The following is a 25810-nucleotide window of genomic DNA, read 5'->3' on the forward strand; positions in this document are numbered from 1 at the left end:
GATAAGCTAGGAAAGCGTATTGAAGTGTACTATAAATAGTGGGGTTGTCAATAGCTTCAACAATAAATTAGTCATAGTATTTTATATATTTCTGGTAAAATAGAAGTCAACTGTACTCGGTATGATGAAGCTATTTGTGACAATCCCATATTATTTTAGTGCAGGTATTAACATAAATGAGTATTTGAAGGTAACAAATGTAAAAACTGCCGGTTCAATTATTAGGGGAATTACTGGAAAATGAATATTTTGATGGCCTGATTAATATTATAATGGTTTGTTTAAAATTTTTTCTAAATGTTCCTCCAAATAATTGGTATCTATTTTAGCTGCAATAAAATCTTTACTGGCGAGCAATTTACGATGCATGCTGATAGTGGTTTTTACCCCGGTTATAGTGAAATTTTTCAGTGCATCAGCCATTTTTTTTATAGCCTTATCACGTGTAGGAGCCCAGACAATAACTTTGGCGATCATGGAATCATAAAAAGGCGTGATAGTATTACCGCTGTACATAGCACTGTCAACACGGATACCATTTCCCGCCGGTGGGCGATAAATATCGATAGTACCAGGGCAGGGCATAAAATTATTATAAGGATCCTCAGCGTTTATCCGACATTCTACAGCCCAGCCATTTATGTGAATATCATCCTGCGTCCAGGGAAGAATTTCTCCGGCAGCCACAAGAAGTTGAGCTTTTATGAGATCTGTACCAGTAATCATTTCCGTAACAGGATGTTCTACTTGTATTCTGGTATTCATTTCCATAAAATAAAAGTTTTTTTGTTTATCAACAATAAATTCAATAGTACCAGCACCGCTGTATTTAACGGCCTTGGCGGCAGCAACAGCAGCTAGCCCCATTTTACTGCGTAGTGTTTCATCAATTACAGGGGAGGGAGCTTCTTCCAGCAGTTTTTGATGACGGCGTTGTACAGAGCAGTCCCGTTCGCCAAGGTAAACAGCATTGCCGTAATTGTCGGCCATTATTTGTATTTCTACATGGCGAGAATGAGTGAGATATTTTTCTAAATATACACCGGAGTTTCCAAATGATCGTTCAGCTTCTTGTGATGCTTGGTGAAGTGCTTTTTCTAATTCGTTGCCGTTATCAACAACGCGCATCCCTTTTCCTCCGCCCCCGGCCGTTGCTTTTATCAGCACAGGGTAGCCTATATCGCCAGCAATTTTTTTAGCTTCACCAATATCGGTTATCAAGCCTTCTGTTCCCGGAACAATGGGGACGAGGGCTTTTTTCATTGTTTGGCGGGCAATAGCCTTATCACCCATGCTGGACATAGCAGTGCTTGAAGGACCAATAAAGGTTATATTGGCGTTTACACAGGCTTTGGCAAAAGAAGGGTTTTCCGCTAAAAAGCCATATCCGGGGTGAATGGCATCAGCTTTCGCATGCTGGGCAGTAGTAATAATGCGTGTTATGTCAAGATAACTTTTTTTCGCTTGAGAAGCGCCTATGCAATATGATTCATCGGCCAGTTTTACATGCAGCGAGTTTTTATCTGCTTCAGAGTAGACAGCAGTAGATAATATTCCCATTTCACGACAGGCTTTAATTATGCGTACGGCAATTTCACCGCGATTAGCAATCAAAATTTTTCTAAACATAATAATATTTCATCCTCAATAAGTTTTTACTTTAAATAATGGCTGGCCGTATTCCACAAAATCGCCGTCTTTTACGAGAACTTCAATTATTTCTCCTTCAGTCTGTGCCTCAATTTCAGAAAAAAGTTTCATAGCTTCTAGGATACAGACAACTGTATTGGGATGAACCTTGCTGCCTTTTTCCACAAATGAAGGAATATCTGGTTCAGGTGAGCTGTAAAATGTACCTACCATAGGAGCGGTGATTTCTTCTATTTTCTCATTAGCAGTAAATGGAGGGGGAGCAGGAATAGAAGCCTTTTTATCATCGATGGAAGACACAGCAGGCAGTGAAGAACTTTTTTCTAATGTTATTTCACCGTCGCTGAATTTTAAATTCAGTTTATTCAAAGCAGAGTGGTCTAGGGTATTTATTAATTCCTTTATTTCTTCTAATTGCAGCAAGATAGATTCCTCCTGTTAATTTTGTAGTTTGGCTTTTATAGCTATTTTTATATTTTCCATGGTTTTTTCTTTTTCAATGAAAATTTGCTCAGCTTCTTCATGGCTGATCAACTTAAAGCGAATATGATCATTAGGTTTTAGCTGTGCTATGCGGGCTGTATCAGCAGTAATTGCCTGGGCAATTACTGGATAGCCGGCAACTGACTGATGGTCAGCCATCAGGATTATTGGATTTCCCTGTGGTGGAACCTGGATAGTGCCAAGTCCTACGGCTTCAGAGATTATTTCCATTGGTTTTTCTGTATTCAAGGGATGTCCTTGCAGACGATAGCCCATTCTATCGGCATTGTTAGTTATTAAATAATCAGAAGAGAAAAAATCATATTTTGATTGCTGGTCAAAATATTTATAATGCATGCCAGAAGTAACACGGATCGGTTTGTGCAGATTATCGGCAGAAAATGGTCTGCCGATAAACCAGCGGGCTTCAGCAAATGATTGAGCACCACGTGACAATAATGTTGTAAGAATTTGTTGACTGAAAGAATTGGGGTTACCGGTATGAAGTATATCATTTTTTTGCAGGGAACGGCCTTTGAATCCACCAATACCAGCTCGCAGATAGGTGCTTTTACTGCCCATAACTACAGGCACATCAAAGCCGCCTGCTGCAGCAAGATAAGCACGGCAGCCGGGCTGGCTGCTGCTGAACTTCATGACGGCGCCTGCTTTTACAGCTACAGGGCGCATATAAGGGACAGGCATACCATCTATTATAGGATTAAAATTGCCACCTGTAACTGCGATTAACGTATCTGCGGTAAATTCTATAGTCGGGCCCAAAAGGGTTATTTCAATGGTTCCTTCATTTTCATTATTACCGACCAGCATATTAGATAAGCGCATGGAGTAAATATCCATAGCGCCGGAAACAAGTACACCAATCTTTTGATAACCGTGTCGTCCACTGTCCTGGATACTTGTAAGAAGACCGGGACGAATTATTTTTAAACTCATTACGTATTCATCACCTTTATTTCCTGGAATTTTTCTGGAGATATGGGAATAAATTTTACTGAATCACCGGCGTTGAGTAAACTGGGATTTGGCCGGTCAGCATGAAACAAGTTCAAAGGGGTACGCCCGATTATCTGCCAGCCGCCTGGTGTACTTATAGGATAGCACCCTGTCTGTCTGCCAGCAATGCCGATACTGCCAGCAGGAATAGATAGACGAGGTTCACTTTTACGCGGGGCTGCGATTCTTTCATCCATGCCGCCAAGGTAGGGGAAACCAGGACAAAAGCCTATCATATATACAAGATAATCAGGCTGTGAGTGTATGGCGATGATATCATCGATGGATAAATTATTATGTTTGGCGACGTAGTCTATATCAGGGCCGTATTCTCCTCCATAACATACTGGAATTTCTACAGTCATGGTAGTAGAAGAAGGCAATTTGTCAGCAGCAGAAATATAATTTTCTAGTATGCCTTTAATGAGCTTGAATACAGTTTTATTTTCAGCAGCAGTATTAATATGTTTGTAGTCCGCTTTTATAATAAAAGGATTATAAAAAACGGCTACACTGGTGTAAGAAATAACATATTCACAAAAACCATTAAAAGGATGTCCTTCGATATAATCAGCAAGACTTTTAACTTTTTTATGGATTTGCGGATTTATTTCTGAACCAAAAGTAACAATAATTCCAGATTCACCAAGTGGTTTTATATTATAAAGATATTTAGACAAAATTTTCCTCCGCTAGATAATTATTAATAGTTATGATAAAAGTTTTATGGCTGCTACAATACTCATATAAGCGGTCATTAATACAACTATTATTCCGAATACGGTCATCCATACAGGATGCCTGTAATCGCCGACAATCTTACTGTTGTAAGCAGCAATTAGCATAACACCTAAGGTTATAGGAAGAATAAAACCGTTCAAGGTACCAACTAATATTAGGATAGTTACAGGCTTACCGATCACAGCAAAAACAAAAGTAGAAAAAATTATAAAAGCAATGACTAGCCAGCGGTAATGTGTGTCAAGTTTTTTACTGTAAGTTCTGATAAAAGATACAGATGTATATGCTGCACCAATAACAGAAGATATAGCTGCGGACCACATTACAATACCAAATATCTTATAGCCGATAATGCCCGCTGCAAAATGGAATACTGATGCTGGTGGATTAGATTTATCAAGAACAAAACCTCCAGTTACGACACCAAGTGTAGCTAAAAATAATAATATACGCATTATTCCAGTGACACATACACCGGTTACGGAGCTGCGGGTAATTTGCCCGACAGCTTTTTTCCCGCATATACCAGCATCAATAAGACGATGTCCGCCGGAAAATGTTATATATCCACCGACTGTGCCGCCGACCAGTGTTATGATGGAGAGCATATCAATATGGTCTGGCATAAAAGTTTTTGTTATTGCCTGGCCAACTGGTGGAGATGAAGAAACAGCTACATATAAGGTCAGAAGTATCATAATAAATCCGGCAATCTGTGTAAAACGGTCCATTAATTTTCCCGCTTCTTTAACTAAAAATATGGATACAGCTATTATACAGCTTATTATAGCTCCTGTAACAGGACTTAGCCCAAACAGAACGTTAAAACCAAGACCGGCACCAGCGATATTACCGATATTAAAGGCAAGTCCCCCGATAATAATAAGAAAAGATACTAAATAGCCTAATCCTGGAAATACCATATTGGCAATATCCTGTCCGCGTTTGCCTGATACTCCTATAATGCGCCAAATGTTGAGTTGTGTGCCAATATCAAGAATGATTGACAATAAAATTACAAATCCAAAACTGGCCATCAATGATTGTGTAAATACGGTAGTCTGTGTCAAAAAACCGGGTCCAACTGATGATGTTGCCATCAAAAAAGCCGCGCCCATGAGAATGCTAAAGGTACTTTCTTTTTTTGTATTCATGCTTACTGCCCCTTTACTATTAGTCAAATTTCCAATTATACCATAATTTTTAGTCATTTTTAATGAATAATGGTATTAAAAAAGCTAGTAAATTGATTATAAATTTACTAGCACCATTGCTACAAATTACAAGACTATAAAATAATTTTAGCATATGGAATTTTAAAAAGCAAACTATGAGGGATAAAAAACTATTTTTGTATTACTATATTAATTATGTCTAAGTATTTAGAGAGAAAATAATTGGTAGAATAGTATATAAGCTTGCATTATACTGGCTAGAAGCATACTATAAAATATTTTATTAGATAAATTTTACTAAAATAATATAGCATTTGTAATAATACATAATATGTTTTTTACTATAAGTCATTGACGTTGGAAGGGGCTAATTTTAATATCGGCTTCATGCAGTGCCGCATTTATTTTTTGCGCGAAAATAAGTGCCTTAGCATTATCGCCGTGAATACACATCGTGTCAGCACGTACTGTCAGAGATTTTCCGTCTGAAGCTGTTACTGTTCCTGTTTTTATCATCTGCAGAGCCTGTCTGATAGCAGCTTTATCATCGGATAAAACAGCTCCAGGTTCACTGCGTGGCATTAATGAACCATCGGATAAGTAAGCTCTATCCGCGAAAACTTCACTGGCTGTTTTTAAGCCAGCTTTTTCTCCTGCTTTAATCAGTTCACTGCCCGCCAGTCCGAAGAGAATTAATTTTTTATCGATATCTGCTACAGCTTGAGCAATGGCTTCAGCCAGCATGGTGTCCTTAGCAGCCATATTATATAGAGCTCCATGGGGCTTCACATGCTGCATATGGCCGCCGCAGGCAGTGACAAAAGCTGCCAGTGCACCTGTTTGATAAATCGTAATATCATAAGCTTGTGCTGCTGTTATATTCATGTTGCGGCGGCCAAATCCATTCAGATCCATAAGACCGGGATGGGCGCCAATAGCAGTATTGTTTTTTATAGCCATCAAGACGGTTTTATGCATGACATGGGGATCTCCTGCGTGAAAACCACAGGCAATATTAGCTGAAGAAACATATTTTAAAATAGCCTCATCATTACCGACTGTATAAATACCAAAACTTTCCCCTAAATCACTATTTAAATCTACCGACAACATATAAGCTCGGTCCTTTCTATGAGTTTTTTAGTGAATAATATTAAAAAAACCTAGTAAATTGATTATAAATTACTAATGACACTTTTTAAATTTACAAAATTACAAAATAATTTTAGCATATGAAATTTTAAAAAGCAAATAATAAAGAATAAAAACTTATTTTTTATTATAATTTAAGTGTTATGTATGATAAAAATAATAAGTTGGTAATAAAATGTATAATTTGCCTTATGTTGTTTAAATTATGTCATATATTATGTAACTGATATTTTAGCTATTTTTTAAAAGCGGATAAAATACCAGTTATATTCAGGTTTATAATAGCGTAATAATCATACATGTAGTTTACGTACTGAAGAATGGTAGTTTTTTACTAGAAGAGTATTTGAGAGAACAAGAGCCAGACATATAGAACCACTCAAAAGGATGACTATGCCAGACCATCCCTTCCAGATTAAGAAATTTCCACCCCAGGTACCAATAAAACTGGAACCAGCATAATAGAATAGCAGGTATAAAGCTGATGATTGGGCTTTGCCGACGGGACTGTATTTTACGACCATACTACTGGCTATAGAATGGCTACCAAAAAAACCGAAGGTAAATAATGCTATGCCGAGTATTTTCAACCATAATGGTAGTAATATAGTGATTATTATTCCTAGAAGCATACACATAAGACCCATGTCAAGAACCTTTAACTCACCGTGCAGACTGGCAAGTCTGCTCATAAAGGTAGAACTGAAAGTACCTACCAGGTATATTATAAAAATAAAACCTACTAGTGTTTGGCTTAATGAATAAGGCGGTGCGAGCAAAGGATATTCGGCATAATTATAAAGAGCGACAAAACTACCCATGATTAAAAACCCAATCATATATATAACGACTAGTTTGCCAACTTTCAAATTAATAGTAAAGCGTTGTGCAACATCATACAAACTGAGTTTACACGGCTGAAAGTTTTGCGAGACGGGCAAATTTTTGTAAAACCAGATACTTATAAAAAAACTTAAAATACTCAGCGTGCCAATAGCAACATGCCAGGAAAAAAGGTCAGTTAAAGTGCTTACAAGAAGCCGTCCTAAAAGACCGCCCACAGAGTTGCCGCTTATAAAAATACCCATGACTATTCCCGTAATACCAGGGTCAAATTCCTCCTGGATGTAAGTCATGGCAATAGCAGGATAGCCTGCAAGAAATATTCCTTCAACAATACGAATGGGCAGAATCACATAAAAATTATCAATAAAAGCAATAATGCCTATTAGTATAGTAGAACCTAAAATAGAACTGCACATTATTAACTTTCGGCCGAAATGATCAGATAGAGATGGTGTAAGCAGCATGGCTATGGCTAAACTTCCAGTAGCCATAGAAATTGAAAGGCTGGCGATAGACGGAGAAATCTTGTATTCGGAAGAAAAAACCGGAATTAGAGGTTGGAAACAATATAAAAGAGCAAAAGTGACAAAACTACCAAAAAATAGGGCTGCAATAGTGGGCCAGTATTGTTTGTCACCTTTTTTTATAAAATGAGCAGATGGCACGAGATATACAATCCTTTCTTGAATAATTATTATTGCTATATGAGCAATAAAGTTAGTATACTATAGATACAGATATGCAGGAAGCAGCAAAATTTCATATGGATTATGATAAAAGAGCATAGGGGATATTTTATATGGATATAAATAAATGTAGGGTAATGCTTACAGCAATTGATATGGGCAGTTTGTCAGCTGCTGCTGTTCAACTGGGTTATACTCCTTCTGGTGTAACAAGAATGATAAATTCATTGGAAGAAGAAATAGGTTTTGCTATACTGGCAAGAAACTATAAAGGCGTGAAAGTTACAAAGGATGGTAAAAAAATGCTGCCGCTGTTTCGTAAGTTGGTACATGTTCAGGAGCAGACACTGCAGCTGAGTGCGCAGATCCGTGGCCTCGACATAGGGAATCTTACTATTGGAACTTATTATAGTATTGCAGCGTGCTGGCTGCCTAAAATAATCAGAGAATTTCAGTCGGATTATCCCCAAATATATGTTCACACTATGGAGGGAGCAAACAGTGATCTGACATGCTGGCTGGAAGAACACCGGATTGACTGCTGTTTTTTTAGTGAGTATCCAATAGAAGGTGACTGGATCCCTTTAAAGCGTGATGAATTAGTTGCATGGCTGCCACAAAATCACCCTAAAGCATCTCTGCCAGTATTTCCTATAAAAGATATAGATGGAGAACCTTTTATAAAAACGTTACCTGAACGTAATACTGATGTAGAAAGATTTTTGCACAAAAAAAAGCTTTCACCTGATATTCGATTTACTACTATAGATAATTATACTACCTATTCCATGGTAGAAGCCGGACTGGGGATAAGTCTCAATAAACGGCTCATGTCAATAAACTGGTCAGGGCGGGTTGCGATAAAGCCGCTTGATCCTCCTTATTATATAACGCTGGGGATAGGGCTGCCCTCTTTGAAAAATGCATCACCAGCGGCGAAAAAATTTATAAAATGTGCGCAGCGGATAATAAATGAAAAATAGTAAAGAATTTTTTTACAAATGTATATAAAGAAAAATTATAGAAAATGGGATTTAATGTATTGATATGATCCGATTGCAGCTGAAATTATAATAAACAAAAAAAGTATGCCGATCATCAGTAATTATTATATATATCTATTATGGGGGGATAAGTAATTGCTATTGAACTTTATATTTGTCAATGCTATACTAAATATGGAAAAAATAAAATTAAAATTATTCAACTAAAATAATTCATGATTTGTGAAATCACATAAGTGTATGATGTATAGCTATGAATAATTGCAGATGCGGTTTTTTTATTTACTTACTACAGTATAAATAATATAAATTAACAGAAAAAAGAAAAAATTAATAGATATAATTTTATAAAATAAGTATGACAGTTACCTGTGTAGTCAGATGCTCTGAAGTGATTGTCAGTTTGTGAAGGGTGTAACATGAAAAAATACGTAGTGATAATTTGCTTACTGCTAGGCTGTTTTTCCGGTCAGGCAGTGGCAGCAACAGCAACATCGCAGCCTATATGGGAAATATCTGCGGTACCAAAACCATCGGCCAGTGAAACAGAGGCAATGCGCTGGACGGTCTTATTTACAAATGATATAGCAGAATACTTTTTGGATACAACTTCTTTGAAGCAGGACAAAGTGGATAAAGATATTGTAAGAGCTGAGATAAAGGCAGTATATACAGATAAAGCATTATTAAAAAAACTTGATAAAATTTATAAGGCGAAATTAACTGCTAACGATCACGTGGCTTATAGTGAGATCTATATGGCCTTTAAAATTAACAAAAGTCAATATACTATCGAAGAAGAGAAGATTTATAATAAAAAGGGTGTTTTGCTGGCCGATAAAAAATTAACGGAAAAATTTTCTCCTGTGCCGATAAAGACATTAGTGGATACAGTATATGTGATATGCCGGAACCATATGCGGAATGGATTATTATCATAAAGAGGTGCTATCTGTGTGCAAGGATGATATAAAAAATATATGGAAGGCTATTCTGGGTCAAAAGAAACAGCTGGCGTGTTTGATAACTGATCATGCCGGGATGTATAAAAATCTTGCGGATGTGGAAGAAAAAATAGTTACGGCAGAAAAAGAGCTGCTGGAGCTGGAAGAACAGCTGGCGGGACTTATGGATAGGGAATCGCAGTTGTTACTGAAACATACACAGGATTTTTCTAATAACGTCAAAACGACTTTTCCACAGAAACCTGTGGAAAAACTGACCATTTTATTTCTTGCTGCTAATACGAACGAGATGCCACAGCTGGCACTGAATAAAGAAGTTCATGCGATAACGGATTCTATACGTATGTCAGCAGATCGGGACTCTATGGAATTTTTTACCCGCTGGGCGACACAGGCGGCAGATATACTGCAGATGATCAATGAACTTGATCCAGAGATTATCCATTTTTCTGGGCATGGCATGGAGAATGGGAATCTTCTTCTTAATGATCCTTCTGGCAACGTCCAGCCAGTCAGCAAGGAGGCAATGGCAGCAGCGATTGCTACTATGTCTGGGCATGTCAGATTGATATTTTTCAATGCCTGCTTTTCTGAACAGGAAGCACAAGCTGTTGTAAAATACACTGAAGCTGCTATCGGTATGCGCAAAGAGATCCCGGATGAAGCAGCAATAGTTTTTGCTGCCCAGTTTTATTCTTCTATCGGATTTGGCAAGGATCTTGCTACTGCTTTCAACCAGGCTAAAGCAGCCCTTTTATTGCGTGGTATAGTAGAGGAAGCTACACCAGTACTTTATGTAAAAGAAGGAATGAAAGCTTCAGACATTGTAATGATTGATCAGTTAAATAAAAAAAGCGGTAAATAAGAAAAAATCTATATGTTTTTTACTAAGTTTGTAATATGCTATTTTTTAGCTGCTTTTTGGCAAAAGAAAAGTATCTGTATAAGAACAGTGAAATATAGTGTCAGCAATGATTATCATGGTGGCATAAAAATTATCAGATAAATTATTTTTATATGAAAAGTAAGAAAATATCTTGTTGATAAACGAAAAAAATTGTATAATAATCAATGTAAACAAGAATGTGCAAAATTTCACAATATAATACAATGATTTTTTAGTAAAGGAAGGGTAGCCATGAAAAGATTTACATTGCCAAGAGATATTTACTGGGGAAAAGATTCTCTGGCAGAATTGAAAAAACTTAAAGGGAAAAAAGCTGTGCTGGTTTTAGGCGGCGGTTCAATGCGACGCTTTGGCTTTGTTGATAAGGTTCTTGCTTATTTGAAACAGGCAGATATAGAAACAGAACTTATAGAAAAAATAGAACCAGATCCATCTGTAGAAACTGTACTGAACGGAGCTAAAAAGATGCTGGATTTTGGTCCAGACTGGATCATTGCGATGGGCGGTGGTTCACCTATTGATGCGGCAAAGGCAATGTGGGTATTCTATGAATATCCTGATATTAAATTTGAAGATATCATTCAGCCATTTTCTTTTCCTGAGTTGCGTAAAAAAGCTAAGTTTCTTGCTATTCCTTCTACTTCAGGAACTGGTACTGAAGTTACGGCTTTTTCAGTTATCACTGATAATAAAAAAGGCATAAAATATCCGCTGGCTGATTTTAATATTACACCTGACGTGGCTATAGTAGATCCGGCCCTGGCTGAAACAATGCCGCCTAAACTCACTGCCTATACGGGAATGGATGCATTGACGCATGCTGTTGAAGCATATGTATCATCTATGAACGGACCATTTACTGATCCATTAGCGATGCAGGCCATTGAAATGGTGGATAAATATTTGGAAGTATCTTATGCGGGAAATAAGGCGGCGCGGGAACAAATGCATTATGCCCAATGCATGGCGGGCATGGCTTTTAGTAATGCGCTGCTGGGTATTACTCATTCTATGGCTCATAAGACAGGACCAGCTTATAGTACGGGGCATATTCCGCATGGCTGTGCGAATGCTATTTATCTGCCATATGTTATTGCGTATAATGCCAGGGAAAAATCCGCTGCTGTACGTTACGCAGCAATTGCCGGACGGCTGGGAATAAATGAAGGTAGTGTCCGTGCTGACGTAAAAGCTTTTTGTAAAAAACTGTATGTATATAATGAAAAACTCAGCATACCGCATACTTTAAAAGAATTCGGTATCAGAGAGGAAGAATTTTTGCAAAAGCTTGATTATATAGCAGGAGCAGCGGTAAGCGATGCCTGTACACTGAGTAATCCACGTCAGATTAATAAAGAACAAATGAAAAGACTGTTGAATGCAGTATATTATGGTATGGAAATCAATTTTTAAAAAAGCCGGGGAGTTAAGAGTGGTACAAGTTTGCAGTTTATATAGCTTGTCTGGGATAGACTTTCTTTGGATAATGTAGGAAAATATATGGAAGATAAAAAGCCGCTAAAATTGTTACAACAATTTTAGCGGCTTTTTTACAGGCTGTTTATTTGTAATTAAGCAAAAAATCATTACCCATGATACCCATTAATCCCAGACAGCAGGTAACTTTATGTATCCAATCGATCGTTTTTTTATCTGCAAGTACTGGTGGCAGGAGCAGTTCGGAGATATAAGGCAGATTGGGACGTCCGAAGGTATGCTCTATATTAAGATGTTTGGCAAGAGATTTCAGCTGGTTAAAGGCAGTATGGTCAACATCGCTGCAGGCAATTTCTACAAGTGGGATTTCTCTGTTTTCCCTTAACTGTGATAATCGCCCCATTAGACCTTTATTATCTAAGACTGTGTCAAGTAGATAAGTATTGCCATTGAAATTAAAGGTTGTATCGTTATTGACAACACTATTTTTAAATATTTTCGTCAATATGGCATAAATGTCTTTATTGGTATCAGCGGGGAAAAAGCGTTTTACGTAACCAGTGTTAGCAGTATGATGCCAGATATACTCAAGGCTATCCAATTAAATGCAATCCTTTCGTTAAGACAAATTTATAATAATTTTTGATGTCATTTTTCCGAATTTGAACAAGGCTTATAGAAAGTACAGTGGTTGTTTAGTGGACGATGTGTTTGCCACCAACAAAATATGTTTGCCAATAACTGTTATCAAGACGATCAATCCTTACACCATGACTACTTGAAGCATGGATAAATTCATCATTGCCCAAATAAATACCGCAATGGCTGATTTCTTTTAGGTCAGTAGCAAAGAAAACTAAGTCACCGCGTTCCAGTTTTTTAACGGGAACAGTTTTACCTAATTCATATTGTTTATCGGCAGTGCGAGGAAGTATTATATTATTTTTTTTGAAAACATATTGTAAGTAGCCGGAGCAGTCAAAACCTTTGGGTGTTTCTCCACCATAGACATAAGGAACTCCCATGTATTTTTTGGCGGTAGAAATTATTTGCGAAACTTTTTGCGAGGGAACAAAAGGCGGAGTCTGACTTACTTTTTGTGTGCGTATTCCGGCGATAATAGTAGCAGGATTTTGTTGAGGCTGAGATGGAGAACGGTGTTTGTTAATAGTTGGTACTAATATCCTTGGCTTAATAACAGGCTTTATGGCTGTCGGCGGTGGAGTTATATGGGGAGTTGGAAAGCCTGGGGAAAGTTTTTTGCCTGTAAGGGTCCACCATGTTTTGCGGTTCGTTACACCAGTGACTTCAAGGGCATTGTTTTTTTGAAAAGCTTTAACAGCTGCTTGTGTGGAGTTGTCAAAAATACCAGTGATTTTAATATCATAGTGATGTTCTTTTAACATTTGTTGTAAAAGTATTACTTCGCGCCCTTCTGAATGAAGGCTTAGTATAGGAGCAGCTGCCGCTGTGCCGCCTAGATAAAATATGATGGTAAAGATGAAGAGTATATGAATTAGTTTAGGAGGTTTGTTCATGGCAGAAAATCCTTTCTGATTCAGGCGTGAAGTATATGCTGGAGTCCCTGATTCATCAACGTTACGACGTGGTCATCATCAAGGGAATACCATGCTTCTTTTCCTTCACGACGAAATTTGACCAGACGGGCACCCCGCAGAATCCTCAGCTGATGAGAAATTGCTGACTGCCCCATTTGCAGTGTTGCTGCTATATCACATACACACATTTCATTGCTGGATAATAGTGTCAGAATTTTTATGCGGGTGGGATCTCCTAATATTTTAAAGGTATCGGCTAAATGATTGGTAGTATTGTTATCTAATAAATGTAATTGGGATTTTTTTACCATATCCTGATGAACGTGGTAAATTTCACACATATCACAATCTTTAGTTAAAAATTCTTTTGACATTATTTTCCCTCACTGCTAAAGATAGTTAAAGGACAACCGGGCTGCTGTTGGTCTTCAATAAGAAAAAAGACTGTTGTCCTGATAAACAATAATTATATTTTGCTGGTTGAAACATTACTGCTTAGTAGTAGTGCTGCTAGTATGATTAATGGAAATAAGTTCACTAAAATTATCATGGAATAAAAATAAAATTTGGAACAGTATAAACGGACACAACATAATTATATATATAGTATATCAGAATTGGCAAACAGCTACAAAGAATTTGTGAAAAAAACTTGACAATGTTACATGTAAATAGTAAGATTATAGCTAAATTAAATATCAGCCTTAATTTAAACCATTGATGTGGAGATAAAAATACATCGTGCACTTACAGAGAGCCACGGTTGCTGGGATGTGGCAGAACGCAGAGTATTAAATGGACCACAGAGGGCATAGCTAAAAGCAGAGTTTATTTGCTTAGTACTCTATGACGCGGCACAGGCGTTAACAGTGAAGAATATGTTGGTATTCTGCGTGAGAGGGAATTTTATTCCAAGCAAGGTGGCACCGCGAGTAATGAATTAATATACTCGTCCTTGACAAAATGATTTTGTCTTAGGGCGGGTATTTTTTTATTTATTTTTAAGGGGTGTTTGATATGGTCACATATAAGCCGGATTTGAAAACATTAGAAAAGATGACGAATGAATATAAGATACTGCCTGTAAGCAGGGAACTTTTTTCTGATATGAAGACACCTATAGAGATCCTGCGGGCGGTAAAGTCTGTAAGTGACTGCTGCTTTTTGTTGGAAAGTGTGGAAGGTGGGGCACAATGGGGAAGGTATTCTTTTCTTGGTTTTAATCCGTCACTGGAAGTAAAATGCAAGAATCATCAAATGACGATAAAAAATAATGATGGGATAAAGACTTTTCATACGGATGAACCTTCTATGGAATTGCGGCAGATATTAAAGGATTATAAAAGTCCGCGATTTGATTTTCTGCCACCGCTAACGGGCGGTCTTATAGGATACTTCGCTTATGAATATATCCGTTATAGTGAAAAGAAGCTCGATTTTGCCGGTAAAAAACAAGAACTTAATGATGTTGACCTGATGCTGTTTGATAAAATAATTGCTTTTGATAATTTAAAGCAGAAAATATTTTTAATTGTTAATATCCGAACGGATGATCTTGAAAAAAATTATGAGCAGGCACGGAAGGATATTGACGAACTAGCTGATTTGGTATTGCATGGAAAGATCTGCCGGGAAAAATCAGGCAGACTTATGAGTCCGTTTAAGAGTGAATTATCGGAAATGGAATATGAAACTCTGGTGAGAAAAACTAAGGAATATATAAAAGAAGGTGATATATTCCAGGCGGTACCATCCAACCGGCGGGAAGCAGCGTTTACGGGAAGCCTGTTAAATGCTTACAGAATGCTGAGGACAACAAATCCATCACCGTATATGTTTTATTTCAGCGGCAGGGAGATAGAGCTTACTGGTGCTTCGCCGGAAACACTGGTTAAGTTGAAAGATGGGCGGTTATCTACTTTTCCTATTGCAGGGACTATGCCTCGCGGGAAGACGCTTGATGAGGACAAAAAACTTGAGGAAAAGTTGTCACATGATGAAAAAGAACTGGCAGAACATAATATGCTTGTTGACCTGGGACGAAATGACTTAGGCAAAGTTAGTGAGTTTGGTACTGTAAAAGTAACAGATTTTCATAAAATTGAGCGTTTTTCACATGTGATGCATATAGCTTCCACGGTAACGGGGCATATTAGGAAAGATAAGGATGCTTTAGATGCTATTGAGGCGACATTGCCGGCAGGTACTTTGTCAGGAGCACCTAAGGTAAGAGCAGTGGAAATATTGCATGAGCTGGAAAAGAGCATGCGGGGAATATACGGAGGGGCAATAGGGTATATTGATTTCACGGGTAATATGGATGTATGCATAGGTATACGCATGGCAGTGGCACATGATAACAAAGTCTATGTGCGTTCAGGTGGTGGAATTGTATATGATAGCGTGCCCCGTAATGAGTATATGGAAACACAGAATAAAGCAGGAGCTATGATGGAAGCTATTGAAAAGGCACAGGAGGTAGAAGATTAATGTTGTTATTAATAGATAATTATGATAGCTTTTCATATAATCTTTATCAGTTTTTGGGAGAAATAGGTGCGGATGTGAAAGTGATAAGAAATGATGCTATGAGTGTGCAAGAAATACAACAGCTTAATCCGTCACATATTATTTTATCGCCAGGCCCCGGAAAGCCGAGAGATGCAGGTATTTGCGAGGATATAGTAAGATGTTTGGGGAATAGAATACCCATATTGGGTGTCTGCTTGGGACACCAGGCTATTGGGGAAGTATTCAACGCTGAAGTTGGTTATGCGAAAAAAATTATGCATGGGAAAAAAAGTATGATAAATGTTATTGGTGACATGCCGATATTCAAGGGTCTTCCGGTAAGATTTGCGGCGGCTAGATATCACTCGCTGGCAGTTATCAGGAAAAGTATACCGCCAGAACTTGTCGTGACGGCAGAAACTGACGATGGTGAGGTAATGGCGATAAAACACAACAAGTATCCGATATTTGGTCTGCAGTTCCATCCAGAATCAATTCTAACTTCTAACGGAAAAATAATTTTGCAGAACTTTTTACAGATAGGCGGTGCAGCATAATGATAAAGGAAGCAATTTACGAAATTATAAATGGTAATAATCTTGCTTATGACATGGCAAAGGAAGCTATGTTGGAAATAATGGGGGGAAAAGCTACTAATGCGCAGATAGGTGGCTTTTTGACAGCTCTTCGTTTAAAAGGTGAAACTGTTGATGAAATAACGGCATGTGCGGCGGCAATGCGTGATAAATGTGTACCAGTAAAACACCATAATGTGAATTTACTGGAAATTGTGGGAACTGGTGGTGATGAAGCCAATACTTTTAATATTTCAACTACAGCTTCTTTTGTTGCGGCGTCTGATGGAGCAGTCGTAGCAAAACATGGTAATAGAAGTGTATCAAGTAAGTGTGGTGCGGCAGATTGCCTGGAATCATTAGGGGCTAAACTGGAGCTTGATGCTGGGCAGAATGAAAAAATGCTTGACGATATGGGCATGTGTTTTATGTATGCTCCGGTTTACCATGCATCTATGAAATATGCGGCTCCAGTGAGAAGGGAACTTGGGGTAAGGACTATCTTTAATATATTGGGACCTTTAACTAATCCAGCGGCAGCTAATATGCAGCTTATGGGAGTTTATGATAAGAAGCTGCTGCAGCCGATGGCCCAGGTGCTGGCTAATCTTGGTGTAATAAGAGGAGCCGTTGTTTATGGGGACGGACTTGATGAGATTACAGCTTGCGGAAAAACAACAGTATGTGAAGTGAACGATGGAAAATTTTCTGAGTATGAAATAGATCCACATGATTATGGAATGAAATATGCGGCACTAGATGATTTAATAGGTGGTGACGGTACAGAAAATGCTGAAATAACGAAAAAAATTCTGCAGGGAGAAAAAAGCCCTAAGAGAGATGCTGTTTTGCTGAATGCAGGAATGGCTCTTTATCTTGCAGGCCGGACAGCTGATTTTGCAAGGGGAATAAATCGGGCGGCGGCTTTGATAGATAATGGTGATGCTTATAGAAAAATGGAAGAATTTATAAGATTTACGAATGAGGTGTGATAGGCATGATATTGGATAAGCTTGCTGCTAGTACACGAGTCAGGGTGGAGCAATGCAAGCAAAAAAAACCGCTGGCAGTATTGAAACAGGAAATACAGGAAAAGAAAAGTAAAACGGCTTTTTTATTTGAACAGGCACTGCGTGGCAGGGAAATGTCTTTTATATGTGAAGTAAAAAAAGCATCTCCTTCAAAAGGAATAATAGCAGCGGAATTCCCTTATTTACAGATAGCAGTGGATTATGAGAAGGCAGGAGCGGCGGCAATATCAGTTTTAACGGAACCAGAGTTCTTTTTAGGTAATGATGAATATCTGCGTGAGATAGCACAAGCAGTAGATATTCCGGTGCTGCGGAAAGATTTTACGATAGATGAATACCAGATATATGAAGCGTATTTATTGGGAGCAGATGCAGTATTACTCATATGTGCGTTGCTTTCGGTTGATGAATTGGTTTATTTTCGCAGGACCGCTGATGCATTGGGGATGTCTTGCCTGGTGGAAGCTCATGACAGCGCTGAGATAGAAAAGGCGTTGGCGGCTGATGCACGGGTAATAGGAGTTAATAATCGCGACCTGCGTGATTTTTCAGTAAATATAAAAAACAGTCTGGAACTTCGCCGCTATGTACCAGAAAATGTTATTTTTGTATCGGAAAGTGGGATAAAAACAGTACAGGATATAGATTTGCTCAGACAGGATAATATCCAGGCGGCACTTATTGGCGAGACTTTTATGAAAAGCGAAAATAAGGCAGATGCTATTACAAAATTAAATGGAACAATACCCCGGCCGAAAATAAAAATATGCGGTATGCATTGTGTAGAAGATATTAAAATAATCAATGAAGTAATGCCGGATTATTGTGGCTTTATATTTGCTCCAAGCAGCAGGCAGGTAAGCCGGAAAGCTGCGCGGGAACTAAGACAAATGCTGAATCCACAGATAGGGACAGTAGGTGTTTTTGTAGATGAAACAATAGAAAACATCAAGGAAATTGTAGAATATGTGCAGCTTGATGCGGTACAACTACATGGCAGTGAGCCGGAAACATTTTTGCAGAAAATGAAAAAAAATATGCAGTGCGATTTATGGAAGGCTGTTCGGGCAAAGGATGAAACTACGATAATGCAATGGCAGGATTCCTGTGCGGATATGATATTGTTTGATACTTTTTCTTCAGGTCAGGCTGGTGGGACAGGTAGAATTTTTGATTGGACGTTGCTGGATAAATTTAAGCGGCCATTTGTTCTGGCGGGCGGAGTATCCAGTCGGAATATCGCCAGAGCGGTAAGGTCTGTTAAACCGTGGGGTGTTGATATAAACAGCGCGGTGGAAACAAATGGCAGAAAAGATAGTATAAAAGTAAATGAAATAATGGCAATAGTAAGGAGTTTAGCATGAATAAAAAGGGCAGGTTTGGAATTCACGGTGGGCAATACATACCGGAAACATTGATGAATGCCGTGATAGAATTGGAAGAAGCGTATAATAAGTATAAAAATGATACAGAATTTACTAATGAACTTAATGATTTGTTAAAAAATTATGCAGGACGCCCATCATTGCTGTATTATGCCGACAGGATGACTAAGGATTTGGGCGGAGCCAAAATATATATAAAACGAGAAGACTTGAATCATACCGGTTCACATAAAATAAACAATGTACTGGGGCAGGTCTTGCTGGCTAAAAGGATGGGAAAGAAACGCGTAATAGCGGAAACAGGTGCCGGTCAGCATGGAGTAGCCACGGCTACAGTAGCCGCATTGATGGGCATGGAATGTGAGATATTTATGGGAAAGGAAGATACGGACAGACAAAGACTCAATGTTTATCGTATGGAACTTTTGGGAGCGAAGGTACATGTTGTGAAGAGCGGAACCCAGACACTGAAGGATGCTGTTAATGAAACACTGCGTGAATGGACCAGACGTATAGATGATACGCATTATGTACTGGGATCGGTTATGGGACCGCATCCATTTCCCACGATAGTCAGGGATTTCCAAAGTGTCATCAGTAAAGAAGCCAGGATGCAGATACTCGAAGCAGAAGGAAAACTGCCTGATGCAGTTATGGCCTGTGTAGGCGGCGGTAGCAATGCAATGGGGATGTTTTATAATTTTATCAGTGATAAAGATGTGCGTCTTATAGGTTGTGAAGCGGCGGGGCGCGGTATAGAAACGGGCAAACATGCAGCAACATTGTCAACGGGAACAGAAGGCATATTTCACGGAATGAAATCCTATTTCTGCCAGGATAAGTATGGTCAGATAGCGCCGGTATATTCAATTTCAGCCGGGTTGGATTATCCGGGGATAGGACCGGAACATGCTCATCTACATGATATTGGACGGGCTGAATATGTACCCGTTACGGATGGGGAAGCAGTGACGGCTTTTGAGTATTTATCACAGATCGAAGGAATAATACCGGCAATAGAAAGTGCGCACGCAGTAGCACATGCGATGAAGATAGCACCAAAAATGAAAAAAGATGCAATTATAATTATATGTTTATCAGGCCGCGGTGATAAAGATGTAGCCGCGATGGCACGTTACAGGGGGATTGATATACATGACTAAAGTACAGGAAGCATTTAAAAATAAGAAGGCGTTTATTCCTTTTATAACTGCGGGGGACCCTGATCTGGAAACAACAGGGAAAATTATTACGGCGATGGCTGAAAATGGAGCAGATCTGGTCGAAATAGGTATCCCTTTTTCTGACCCGGTGGCAGAAGGTCCGGTAATTCAAGCGGCAAGTAAACGTGCATTGGATAATGGGACAACGACGGATAATATTTTTGAAATGGTTAGAAAAGTCCGTCGAACGGTACACATTCCTATGGCATTTATGACATATGTAAATTTGTTATTCGTTTATGGAAAACAGAAATTTTTTGCTAAGTGCCGGGAAGTTGATATAAATGCGGTTATCATTCCGGATGTTCCTTATGAAGAAAAAGATGAATTGCTAGAGTATGCCAAGGCAGAAAATGTTGATGTAATTTCCTTGATAGCGCCGACTTCTGCACAGCGAATCGGGATGATAGCAAAAGAAGCCCAGGGTTTTATCTATCTTGTTTCTTCTTTAGGAGTTACAGGAGTCAGAACGGAGATAAAAACTGATTTAGATAGTATTGTGAAAATAATCAGGGCCAACACGAATATCCCCGTTGCTATCGGGTTTGGCATTTCCAAGCCGGAACAGGCACAGAAGGCAGCTATATCAGCCGATGGCGCTATTGTTGGCAGTGCTATCGTAAAAATGGTCGGAGAGTACGGGCGAGATGCATCAGGCCCGGTAGGAGAATATGTTAAAAAAATGAAAGCAGCAGTAATGAAGGCAGCTGATTAATATTTCACTGGTATAGAAATGCCTGTATCATAAAAAGATTAACATTTTATGATACAGGCATTTTTATAAGTATGAATATAGAAGTATTTACCGTGGATATACACGCCAGGGGTTTTTTTCGCCGGAAGCTTCTAAAAGACAGCTTTTCAGGCTGGAATAAACCATATCATGAACATCCTGGTCAGTATAAAAAGCCATATGAGGGGTTACAATGACATTAGGATAATTGCGCAGTATGGCTAGATGGCGGTTGGTAAGTGGTTGCGATTTTAAATCATTATAATAAAGGCCAAATTCATCTTCGACAACATCAAGAGCGGCAGCACCTATTTTACCGCTTTCAATGGCATTGATTAAGGCAGTGGAATCAATAAGACCACCACGGGCAGTGTTTACAATAATGACTTTATCTTTCATTCGGGCAAGCGTATGTTCATTTATCATATGATAATTTTCTTCATTGAGCGGAGCATGCAAGCTGATAATATCACTCTGGGAAATAAGTTCATCATAATCAACATAATGGGCATGTTTTTTTACTTCATCGACTTGATATTTATCGTAGACCAATATTGGATTGCCAAATCCTGATAAGTGTTTTATTACTGTTTGACCTATGCGCCCGGCACCAATAATGCCGATTGTTAGCTTTGGAAATTCCCGTCCTTGCAGGCCGGGAAGAGAGAAATCCTGGATATCAGCACGCTGCAAAATACGTTTCATATTACGAGAAGCCATCATCATAAGCATTATGGCATAATCGGCTACACCGTTGGTTGAATATGAGGCATGGCATATGTGCATATTATATTGAGCAGCAGATTTTAGATTTATGTGGTCAAATCCAATAGAACGAGTGGAAACCATTTTTACTCCGCGGTCATGAAGCTCCTTCATTAATACATTGTCAATTGGTGTGGTTATAATACTTATATACCGGCAACCCTTGACTATATCAATGTTTTCGAGTGTCAGGCCGTCGCGGCAAATGATAAGCTCAATATTTAATTCACGGCTTAATTTTTGAAAATATTCAGCTTCATCGAAATCACGATAACTGAAAACGCATACTTTTTCTTTTGACATATAAGTCAGCTCCTTAAAATTGTATATTATTATATAGGTATTTTGTTACCGGAGAATCAAGGGCGGGTATTAATAATTATTATATTATCTTTGTATATAATATATCAGTAATTATAGTTCTTAAAGGTTTAAGTGTAAAGCTGGGTGCAGAGTAATGTGCCCTATGTTATAATGAGTAGGAAAATAATTAAGATTTTTGTTAAGATAAAGTTTATTCAATATTATTATAAGGAGATTTTTGGATGATTGATGATAGACTCATTGCAGCACTTGACGTGGGAACATTTAATGAAGCAAAGACCTTGATAGAAAAGTTAGAAGATAGCGTAGTCTTTTATAAAGTGGGTATGGAGCTGTTTTATGCTGTTGGACCGCAGATAATTGTCTATTTAAAAGAAAAAAACAAGAAAATATTTCTTGATTTAAAATTGCATGATATACCCAATACGGTAGCAGAAGGTTTGGTTTCACTGATGAAATTGGGTGTGGATATTTTTAATGTGCATACGTCAGGCGGCTTTACTATGATGCATAAAGCAGCCGTCCGTATTCATGAGGAAGCAGAAAAAATGGGAATTATTGCACCCAAGTTGATAGGTGTAACAGTATTGACCAGTATTAATGAAGCAGATTGGCTGGGATTGGGAATGACTGCATCAATAAAAGAACAAGTGGTGCGCTTGGCCAAATTAGCCCAAAAAGCCGGACTTGATGGTGTGGTGGCTTCTCCCGGGGAGGCAGGATTAATACGTGAAGTTTGCGGGAATGATTTTATGATAGTGACACCTGGGGTTCGCCCGGCAGGAACTGCAGCTGATGATCAAAGCCGTATTGCTACACCAGCGCAGGCCTTGAGAAATGGTGCCAGTCAGCTAGTTGTCGGTCGGCCTATCTATGCCGCTGCTGACCCAAAGGAAGCTGCTGACAATATATTGAAGGAAATTAAAGATATAGGATAACAGGAGTAATCTACGATGATTATATTAGCTTCAGGTTCACCACGCCGTAGGGAATTGTTAGAGCAGATAGACTGCAAATTCTGCTGTGAAACAGCGCATGTTGAAGAAGTAAAAGCAGGACTACCTGAAAAGGTAGTCCTGAAGAACTCTTTAATAAAGGCACAGGATATAGCAGTCAAGCACAAAGATGCGCTGATAATAGGAGCAGATACTATTGTAGCAGTCAATGGTGTTATTTATGGCAAACCGCAGGATGAAGATGATGCTTTTAGGATGATTAGAACATTAGCAGGAAAAAAGCATCTTGTTTATACGGGACTGTCCTTGGTCTGTAATGGTAAAATGTGGCAGGATTTTGTTGTTACTGAAGTAAGTATGGCAGATATGACTGATATGGAAATAAAATCATACATTAAGACAGGTGAGCCGATGGATAAGGCTGGGGCCTACGCGGTACAAGGTAAGAGTGCGGTTTTTATAAAAGCGATAAATGGATCTTATTCTAATGTAGTGGGATTACCATTGCATAAATTGTATGAACTGAGCCAGCAGGCGGGATTTTCTTTGATGTAAGATGTGCTTTTGGCGCAACTATCCGCGAAGCAGGAGCCCTGCGACTTTAGTCGTGGTAGGTTCAGTTATAGATGAAAGCTGCTGAAAAGATTATAAGGCAGCATGGAAAACTCAATAAATAGTCATCATTTATAAGGAGTGGATATATTTGGTATATTGGTATAAAATCCATAAATGGATAAGCTGTATTTGTTTGATATTTTTTTTGCTTTTATGTATAACGGGACTACCATTAATATTTAAGAAGGAAATACATAATTATAATTTAGGACAGGCTGACTATGCTCATGCGGCAATGACTTATAAAGCTGTTTGGCAGCAGGTACCTGAGGGCGAAAAAATGATAATGACACAATATCCTAAGCAGCGTTTAAGATCTGTGTCAGTGCAACCGGAAGATGGCAGGATACTTTACCGGATACAAGGCAGAAACAGCAGGAATAATCCTGAAGCCCGGTTGAGTATGGGCGGAAACCAGATTTCTTTTTATCCGCAGGATCATACAATTTATCATTGGCATAAGGAAAAGGTAAAATATCCCGCTCTGTCTGGTTTTATGCATGACATGCATGTACTGCATGTGCGTATGGGGCTGGGACACGATGGGATGATATTTTTGGGAATTATGTGCTTATTAAGTTTAATTTGTATAATTTCTGGGATTGTGCTGTACGCGCCTTTTATGAAAAGAACCAATTTTGCGCAAATAGATAAAAGAACTAGTGCTGCCAGTTGGTTCGGCTGGCATAAGTTTTTGGGTATTGCAACAGCTGTATGGGCGGCGGTATTATGTTTGAGCGGCATAATGATAATAGTATTTACAATGGGATATGGATACTATATTAAGGATACTAAACAGGCTGCGGCTGAGAATATGCCGCATAATTTGCATGCAGCTGTACTTCCTTTACCACAGGCAGTAGATTTTATAGATAAGAAGTATCCACAGAAAAATATTTTATCAGTGGACATGCCAGATAAATCATTTAATGATAATAAATATGTTTTTTATCTGACGCAGGCAAAAGATAGCAATCATTCTTTTGTAGGGCAGGTAGTTTTGCTCGGGACTGATAACAATGGAAAAATAAAAGACTTTACACAATCGCTTCCTTCATATCTTTCTTTTGCAGCGTATATAATTGATCTACATGTGCATAATCATAATTCACTGGTATTGAAAATGATTTGGGCTACTTTAGATATTGCAACGATAGTCGTTATTTTGTCAGGCTTTATTGCCTGGTGGAAACGGTCGGCATCTATAATGAATACGGTGAATTTTTCCACGATTTCTATTAATGTTTTATCACAACATGAAATATGGCAGCTGCCGATAGTGATATTTATTTTGAGCTTATTGGGAATGGTACTTCCTTTGCTAGGAACTGGGGGAATAGTAGCAGGAAGTGTGGTATGGATAATAATAGTGTTCCTTTGTATATGGCATTGGTATAATGGCAACAGATAAATTGGGATTACAGCATGACAAAAATATTGGTGAATGATATAATTTAGAACAAACAATGTGGGGGAGATAAGATAATGACTGAGCAGGAAGTAAAAGAATTATTGATAAAAACAAAGGCAATAATGGAAGGGCATTTTTTATTGACGTCTGGTCTGCATAGTCCTATGTATGTGGAAAAATTTAATGTATTGCAGCATCCTGAATATACAGAAGCACTGTGCAAAGAATTGGCAAAATATTTTGCTGATAAGAATATTAATACTGTAGTGGGACCAATGACAGGTGGTATTTTGCTGGCACATGAAGTGGGAAAAGCTTTGGGAACGCGGGCTATTTTTACTGAACGTGTTGATGGGAAAATGGCTTTTCGCCGTGGTTTTGCGCTGTCAAAGGGAGAAAGAGTCCTTATAGTGGAAGATATAGTTACCACGGGCGGCTCAGTTAAAGAGGTAGTTGACGTTGTAAAGAGTGAAGGTGCAATACCGGTGGGAATAGGCCTGCTTGTTGATAGAAGTGGGGGTAAAGCTGATTTTGGTGAAGTACCACATAAGGCCCTGCTTAGTTTGGATGTAAAAACTTATAAACCGGAAGACTGCCCGCTCTGCAAGAATAATGTACCGATGACGAAGCGCGGTCGTACGGGAAAATAAATTTAGAGT

General features: G+C 38.5%; 26 protein-coding genes. 15 read left to right on the forward strand and 11 right to left on the reverse strand.

Annotated features, from left to right (window positions below; genetic code table 11):
• Positions 1-121 precede the first annotated feature (121 nt).
• The gene (locus I6760_RS12850) at positions 122-244 is read left to right on the forward strand and encodes a hypothetical protein (RefSeq protein WP_269140275.1); all 123 of its coding nucleotides are present in this window, start codon (positions 122-124) and stop codon (positions 242-244) included.
• Between the two features lie 23 nt (positions 245-267).
• Here the strand turns inward: I6760_RS12850 and accC are convergent, their stop codons facing one another.
• The 7 genes from accC to I6760_RS06805 form a co-directional block, all read right to left on the reverse strand.
• Positions 268-1629: an acetyl-CoA carboxylase biotin carboxylase subunit gene (gene accC, locus I6760_RS06775; RefSeq protein ID WP_196593736.1), complete on the reverse strand. Its 1362-nt coding sequence runs from the start codon at positions 1627-1629 to the stop codon at positions 268-270.
• 15 nt (positions 1630-1644) lie between these two features.
• Entirely contained in the window at positions 1645-2073 is a 429-nt protein-coding gene (gene accB, locus I6760_RS06780) for an acetyl-CoA carboxylase biotin carboxyl carrier protein (protein WP_231036134.1), read from the reverse strand.
• A gap of 15 nt (positions 2074-2088) precedes the next feature.
• Entirely contained in the window at positions 2089-3090 is a 1002-nt protein-coding gene (locus I6760_RS06785) for a 5-oxoprolinase subunit C family protein (protein WP_196593737.1), read from the reverse strand.
• Positions 3090-3830: a 5-oxoprolinase subunit PxpB gene (gene pxpB / locus I6760_RS06790; protein WP_196593738.1), complete on the reverse strand. Its 741-nt coding sequence runs from the start codon at positions 3828-3830 to the stop codon at positions 3090-3092. Before pxpB ends, I6760_RS06785 begins: the two co-directional genes overlap by 1 nt.
• 30 nt (positions 3831-3860) lie before the next feature.
• Positions 3861-5045: an NRAMP family divalent metal transporter gene (locus tag I6760_RS06795; protein ID WP_196593739.1), complete on the reverse strand. Its 1185-nt coding sequence runs from the start codon at positions 5043-5045 to the stop codon at positions 3861-3863.
• A gap of 369 nt (positions 5046-5414) precedes the next feature.
• Positions 5415-6179, reverse strand: coding sequence for a LamB/YcsF family protein (locus I6760_RS06800; RefSeq protein WP_196593740.1), 765 nt, complete (start codon positions 6177-6179; stop codon positions 5415-5417).
• Positions 6180-6511: 332 nt separating this feature from the next.
• The gene (locus I6760_RS06805; RefSeq protein ID WP_196593741.1) at positions 6512-7729 is read right to left on the reverse strand and encodes an MFS transporter; all 1218 of its coding nucleotides are present in this window, start codon (positions 7727-7729) and stop codon (positions 6512-6514) included.
• A 134-nt stretch (positions 7730-7863) separates the two neighbouring features.
• Between I6760_RS06805 and I6760_RS06810 the strand changes: the two genes are divergently transcribed.
• The 4 genes from I6760_RS06810 (at position 7864) to I6760_RS06825 (ending at position 12039) form a co-directional block, all read left to right on the forward strand.
• On the forward strand, positions 7864-8733 hold the full coding sequence (locus I6760_RS06810; protein ID WP_196593742.1) for a LysR family transcriptional regulator: 870 nt from the start codon (positions 7864-7866) through the stop codon (positions 8731-8733).
• A 440-nt stretch (positions 8734-9173) separates the two neighbouring features.
• Positions 9174-9695 carry a hypothetical protein gene (locus I6760_RS06815; RefSeq protein WP_196593743.1) on the forward strand — a complete coding sequence of 174 codons (522 nt, stop codon included), beginning with the start codon at positions 9174-9176 and terminating at the stop codon, positions 9693-9695.
• 13 nt (positions 9696-9708) lie between these two features.
• Positions 9709-10584: a CHAT domain-containing protein gene (locus I6760_RS12710; protein WP_196593744.1), complete on the forward strand. Its 876-nt coding sequence runs from the start codon at positions 9709-9711 to the stop codon at positions 10582-10584.
• 273 nt (positions 10585-10857) lie between these two features.
• Complete coding sequence (locus I6760_RS06825; RefSeq protein WP_196593745.1) at positions 10858-12039, forward strand: iron-containing alcohol dehydrogenase; 1182 nt, start codon at positions 10858-10860, stop codon at positions 12037-12039.
• 148 nt (positions 12040-12187) lie between these two features.
• On the opposite strand, the gene I6760_RS06830 is transcribed toward I6760_RS06825, so the two are convergent.
• The 3 genes from I6760_RS06830 to I6760_RS06840 form a co-directional block, all read right to left on the reverse strand.
• Positions 12188-12664 carry a hypothetical protein gene (locus I6760_RS06830; protein ID WP_196593746.1) on the reverse strand — a complete coding sequence of 159 codons (477 nt, stop codon included), beginning with the start codon at positions 12662-12664 and terminating at the stop codon, positions 12188-12190.
• 94 nt (positions 12665-12758) lie between these two features.
• Positions 12759-13601, reverse strand: coding sequence for a C40 family peptidase (locus tag I6760_RS06835; RefSeq protein ID WP_196593747.1), 843 nt, complete (start codon positions 13599-13601; stop codon positions 12759-12761).
• A gap of 20 nt (positions 13602-13621) precedes the next feature.
• A complete protein-coding gene (locus I6760_RS06840) occupies positions 13622-13933 on the reverse strand; it encodes an ArsR/SmtB family transcription factor (protein WP_407947312.1) in 312 nt (103 codons plus the stop codon).
• A 706-nt stretch (positions 13934-14639) separates the two neighbouring features.
• On the opposite strand from I6760_RS06840, the gene trpE reads away from it, so the two are divergent.
• From trpE to trpA, 6 genes are read left to right on the forward strand one after another with little or no spacing between them, the layout of a single operon-like run.
• Entirely contained in the window at positions 14640-16112 is a 1473-nt protein-coding gene (gene trpE, locus I6760_RS06845) for an anthranilate synthase component I (RefSeq protein WP_196593749.1), read from the forward strand.
• On the forward strand, positions 16112-16690 hold the full coding sequence (locus I6760_RS06850) for an anthranilate synthase component II (RefSeq protein ID WP_196593750.1): 579 nt from the start codon (positions 16112-16114) through the stop codon (positions 16688-16690). The genes trpE and I6760_RS06850 overlap by 1 nt, the downstream gene beginning before the upstream one ends.
• Complete coding sequence (trpD, locus tag I6760_RS06855; RefSeq protein ID WP_196593751.1) at positions 16690-17700, forward strand: anthranilate phosphoribosyltransferase; 1011 nt, start codon at positions 16690-16692, stop codon at positions 17698-17700. Before I6760_RS06850 ends, trpD begins: the two co-directional genes overlap by 1 nt.
• A gap of 5 nt (positions 17701-17705) precedes the next feature.
• Positions 17706-19103: a bifunctional indole-3-glycerol-phosphate synthase TrpC/phosphoribosylanthranilate isomerase TrpF gene (gene trpCF / locus I6760_RS06860; RefSeq protein WP_196593752.1), complete on the forward strand. Its 1398-nt coding sequence runs from the start codon at positions 17706-17708 to the stop codon at positions 19101-19103.
• Positions 19100-20287 carry a tryptophan synthase subunit beta gene (gene trpB, locus I6760_RS06865; protein ID WP_196593753.1) on the forward strand — a complete coding sequence of 396 codons (1188 nt, stop codon included), beginning with the start codon at positions 19100-19102 and terminating at the stop codon, positions 20285-20287. The genes trpCF and trpB overlap by 4 nt, the downstream gene beginning before the upstream one ends.
• Entirely contained in the window at positions 20280-21062 is a 783-nt protein-coding gene (gene trpA / locus I6760_RS06870) for a tryptophan synthase subunit alpha (protein ID WP_196593754.1), read from the forward strand. The genes trpB and trpA overlap by 8 nt, the downstream gene beginning before the upstream one ends.
• Before the next feature lie 87 nt (positions 21063-21149).
• Here the strand turns inward: trpA and I6760_RS06875 are convergent, their stop codons facing one another.
• Complete coding sequence (locus tag I6760_RS06875) at positions 21150-22148, reverse strand: NAD(P)-dependent oxidoreductase (protein ID WP_196593755.1); 999 nt, start codon at positions 22146-22148, stop codon at positions 21150-21152.
• A 242-nt stretch (positions 22149-22390) separates the two neighbouring features.
• Between I6760_RS06875 and pyrF the strand changes: the two genes are divergently transcribed.
• From pyrF to pyrE, 4 genes are all read left to right on the forward strand, one after another.
• Positions 22391-23107, forward strand: coding sequence for an orotidine-5'-phosphate decarboxylase (pyrF, locus tag I6760_RS06880; RefSeq protein ID WP_196593756.1), 717 nt, complete (start codon positions 22391-22393; stop codon positions 23105-23107).
• 15 nt (positions 23108-23122) lie between these two features.
• Positions 23123-23680 (forward strand): Maf family protein, encoded by a 558-nt coding sequence (locus tag I6760_RS06885; protein WP_196593757.1) that lies wholly within the window; start codon positions 23123-23125, stop codon positions 23678-23680.
• Between the two features lie 148 nt (positions 23681-23828).
• The gene (locus I6760_RS06890) at positions 23829-25151 is read left to right on the forward strand and encodes a PepSY-associated TM helix domain-containing protein (protein ID WP_231036135.1); all 1323 of its coding nucleotides are present in this window, start codon (positions 23829-23831) and stop codon (positions 25149-25151) included.
• A gap of 74 nt (positions 25152-25225) precedes the next feature.
• Positions 25226-25801, forward strand: coding sequence for an orotate phosphoribosyltransferase (pyrE, locus tag I6760_RS06895; RefSeq protein ID WP_196593759.1), 576 nt, complete (start codon positions 25226-25228; stop codon positions 25799-25801).
• The last annotated feature ends 9 nt before the right edge of the window (positions 25802-25810 follow it).

The sequence above is a fragment of the Pectinatus sottacetonis genome (assembly GCF_015732155.1).
Lineage (GTDB): Bacteria > Bacillota > Negativicutes > Selenomonadales > Selenomonadaceae > Pectinatus > Pectinatus sottacetonis.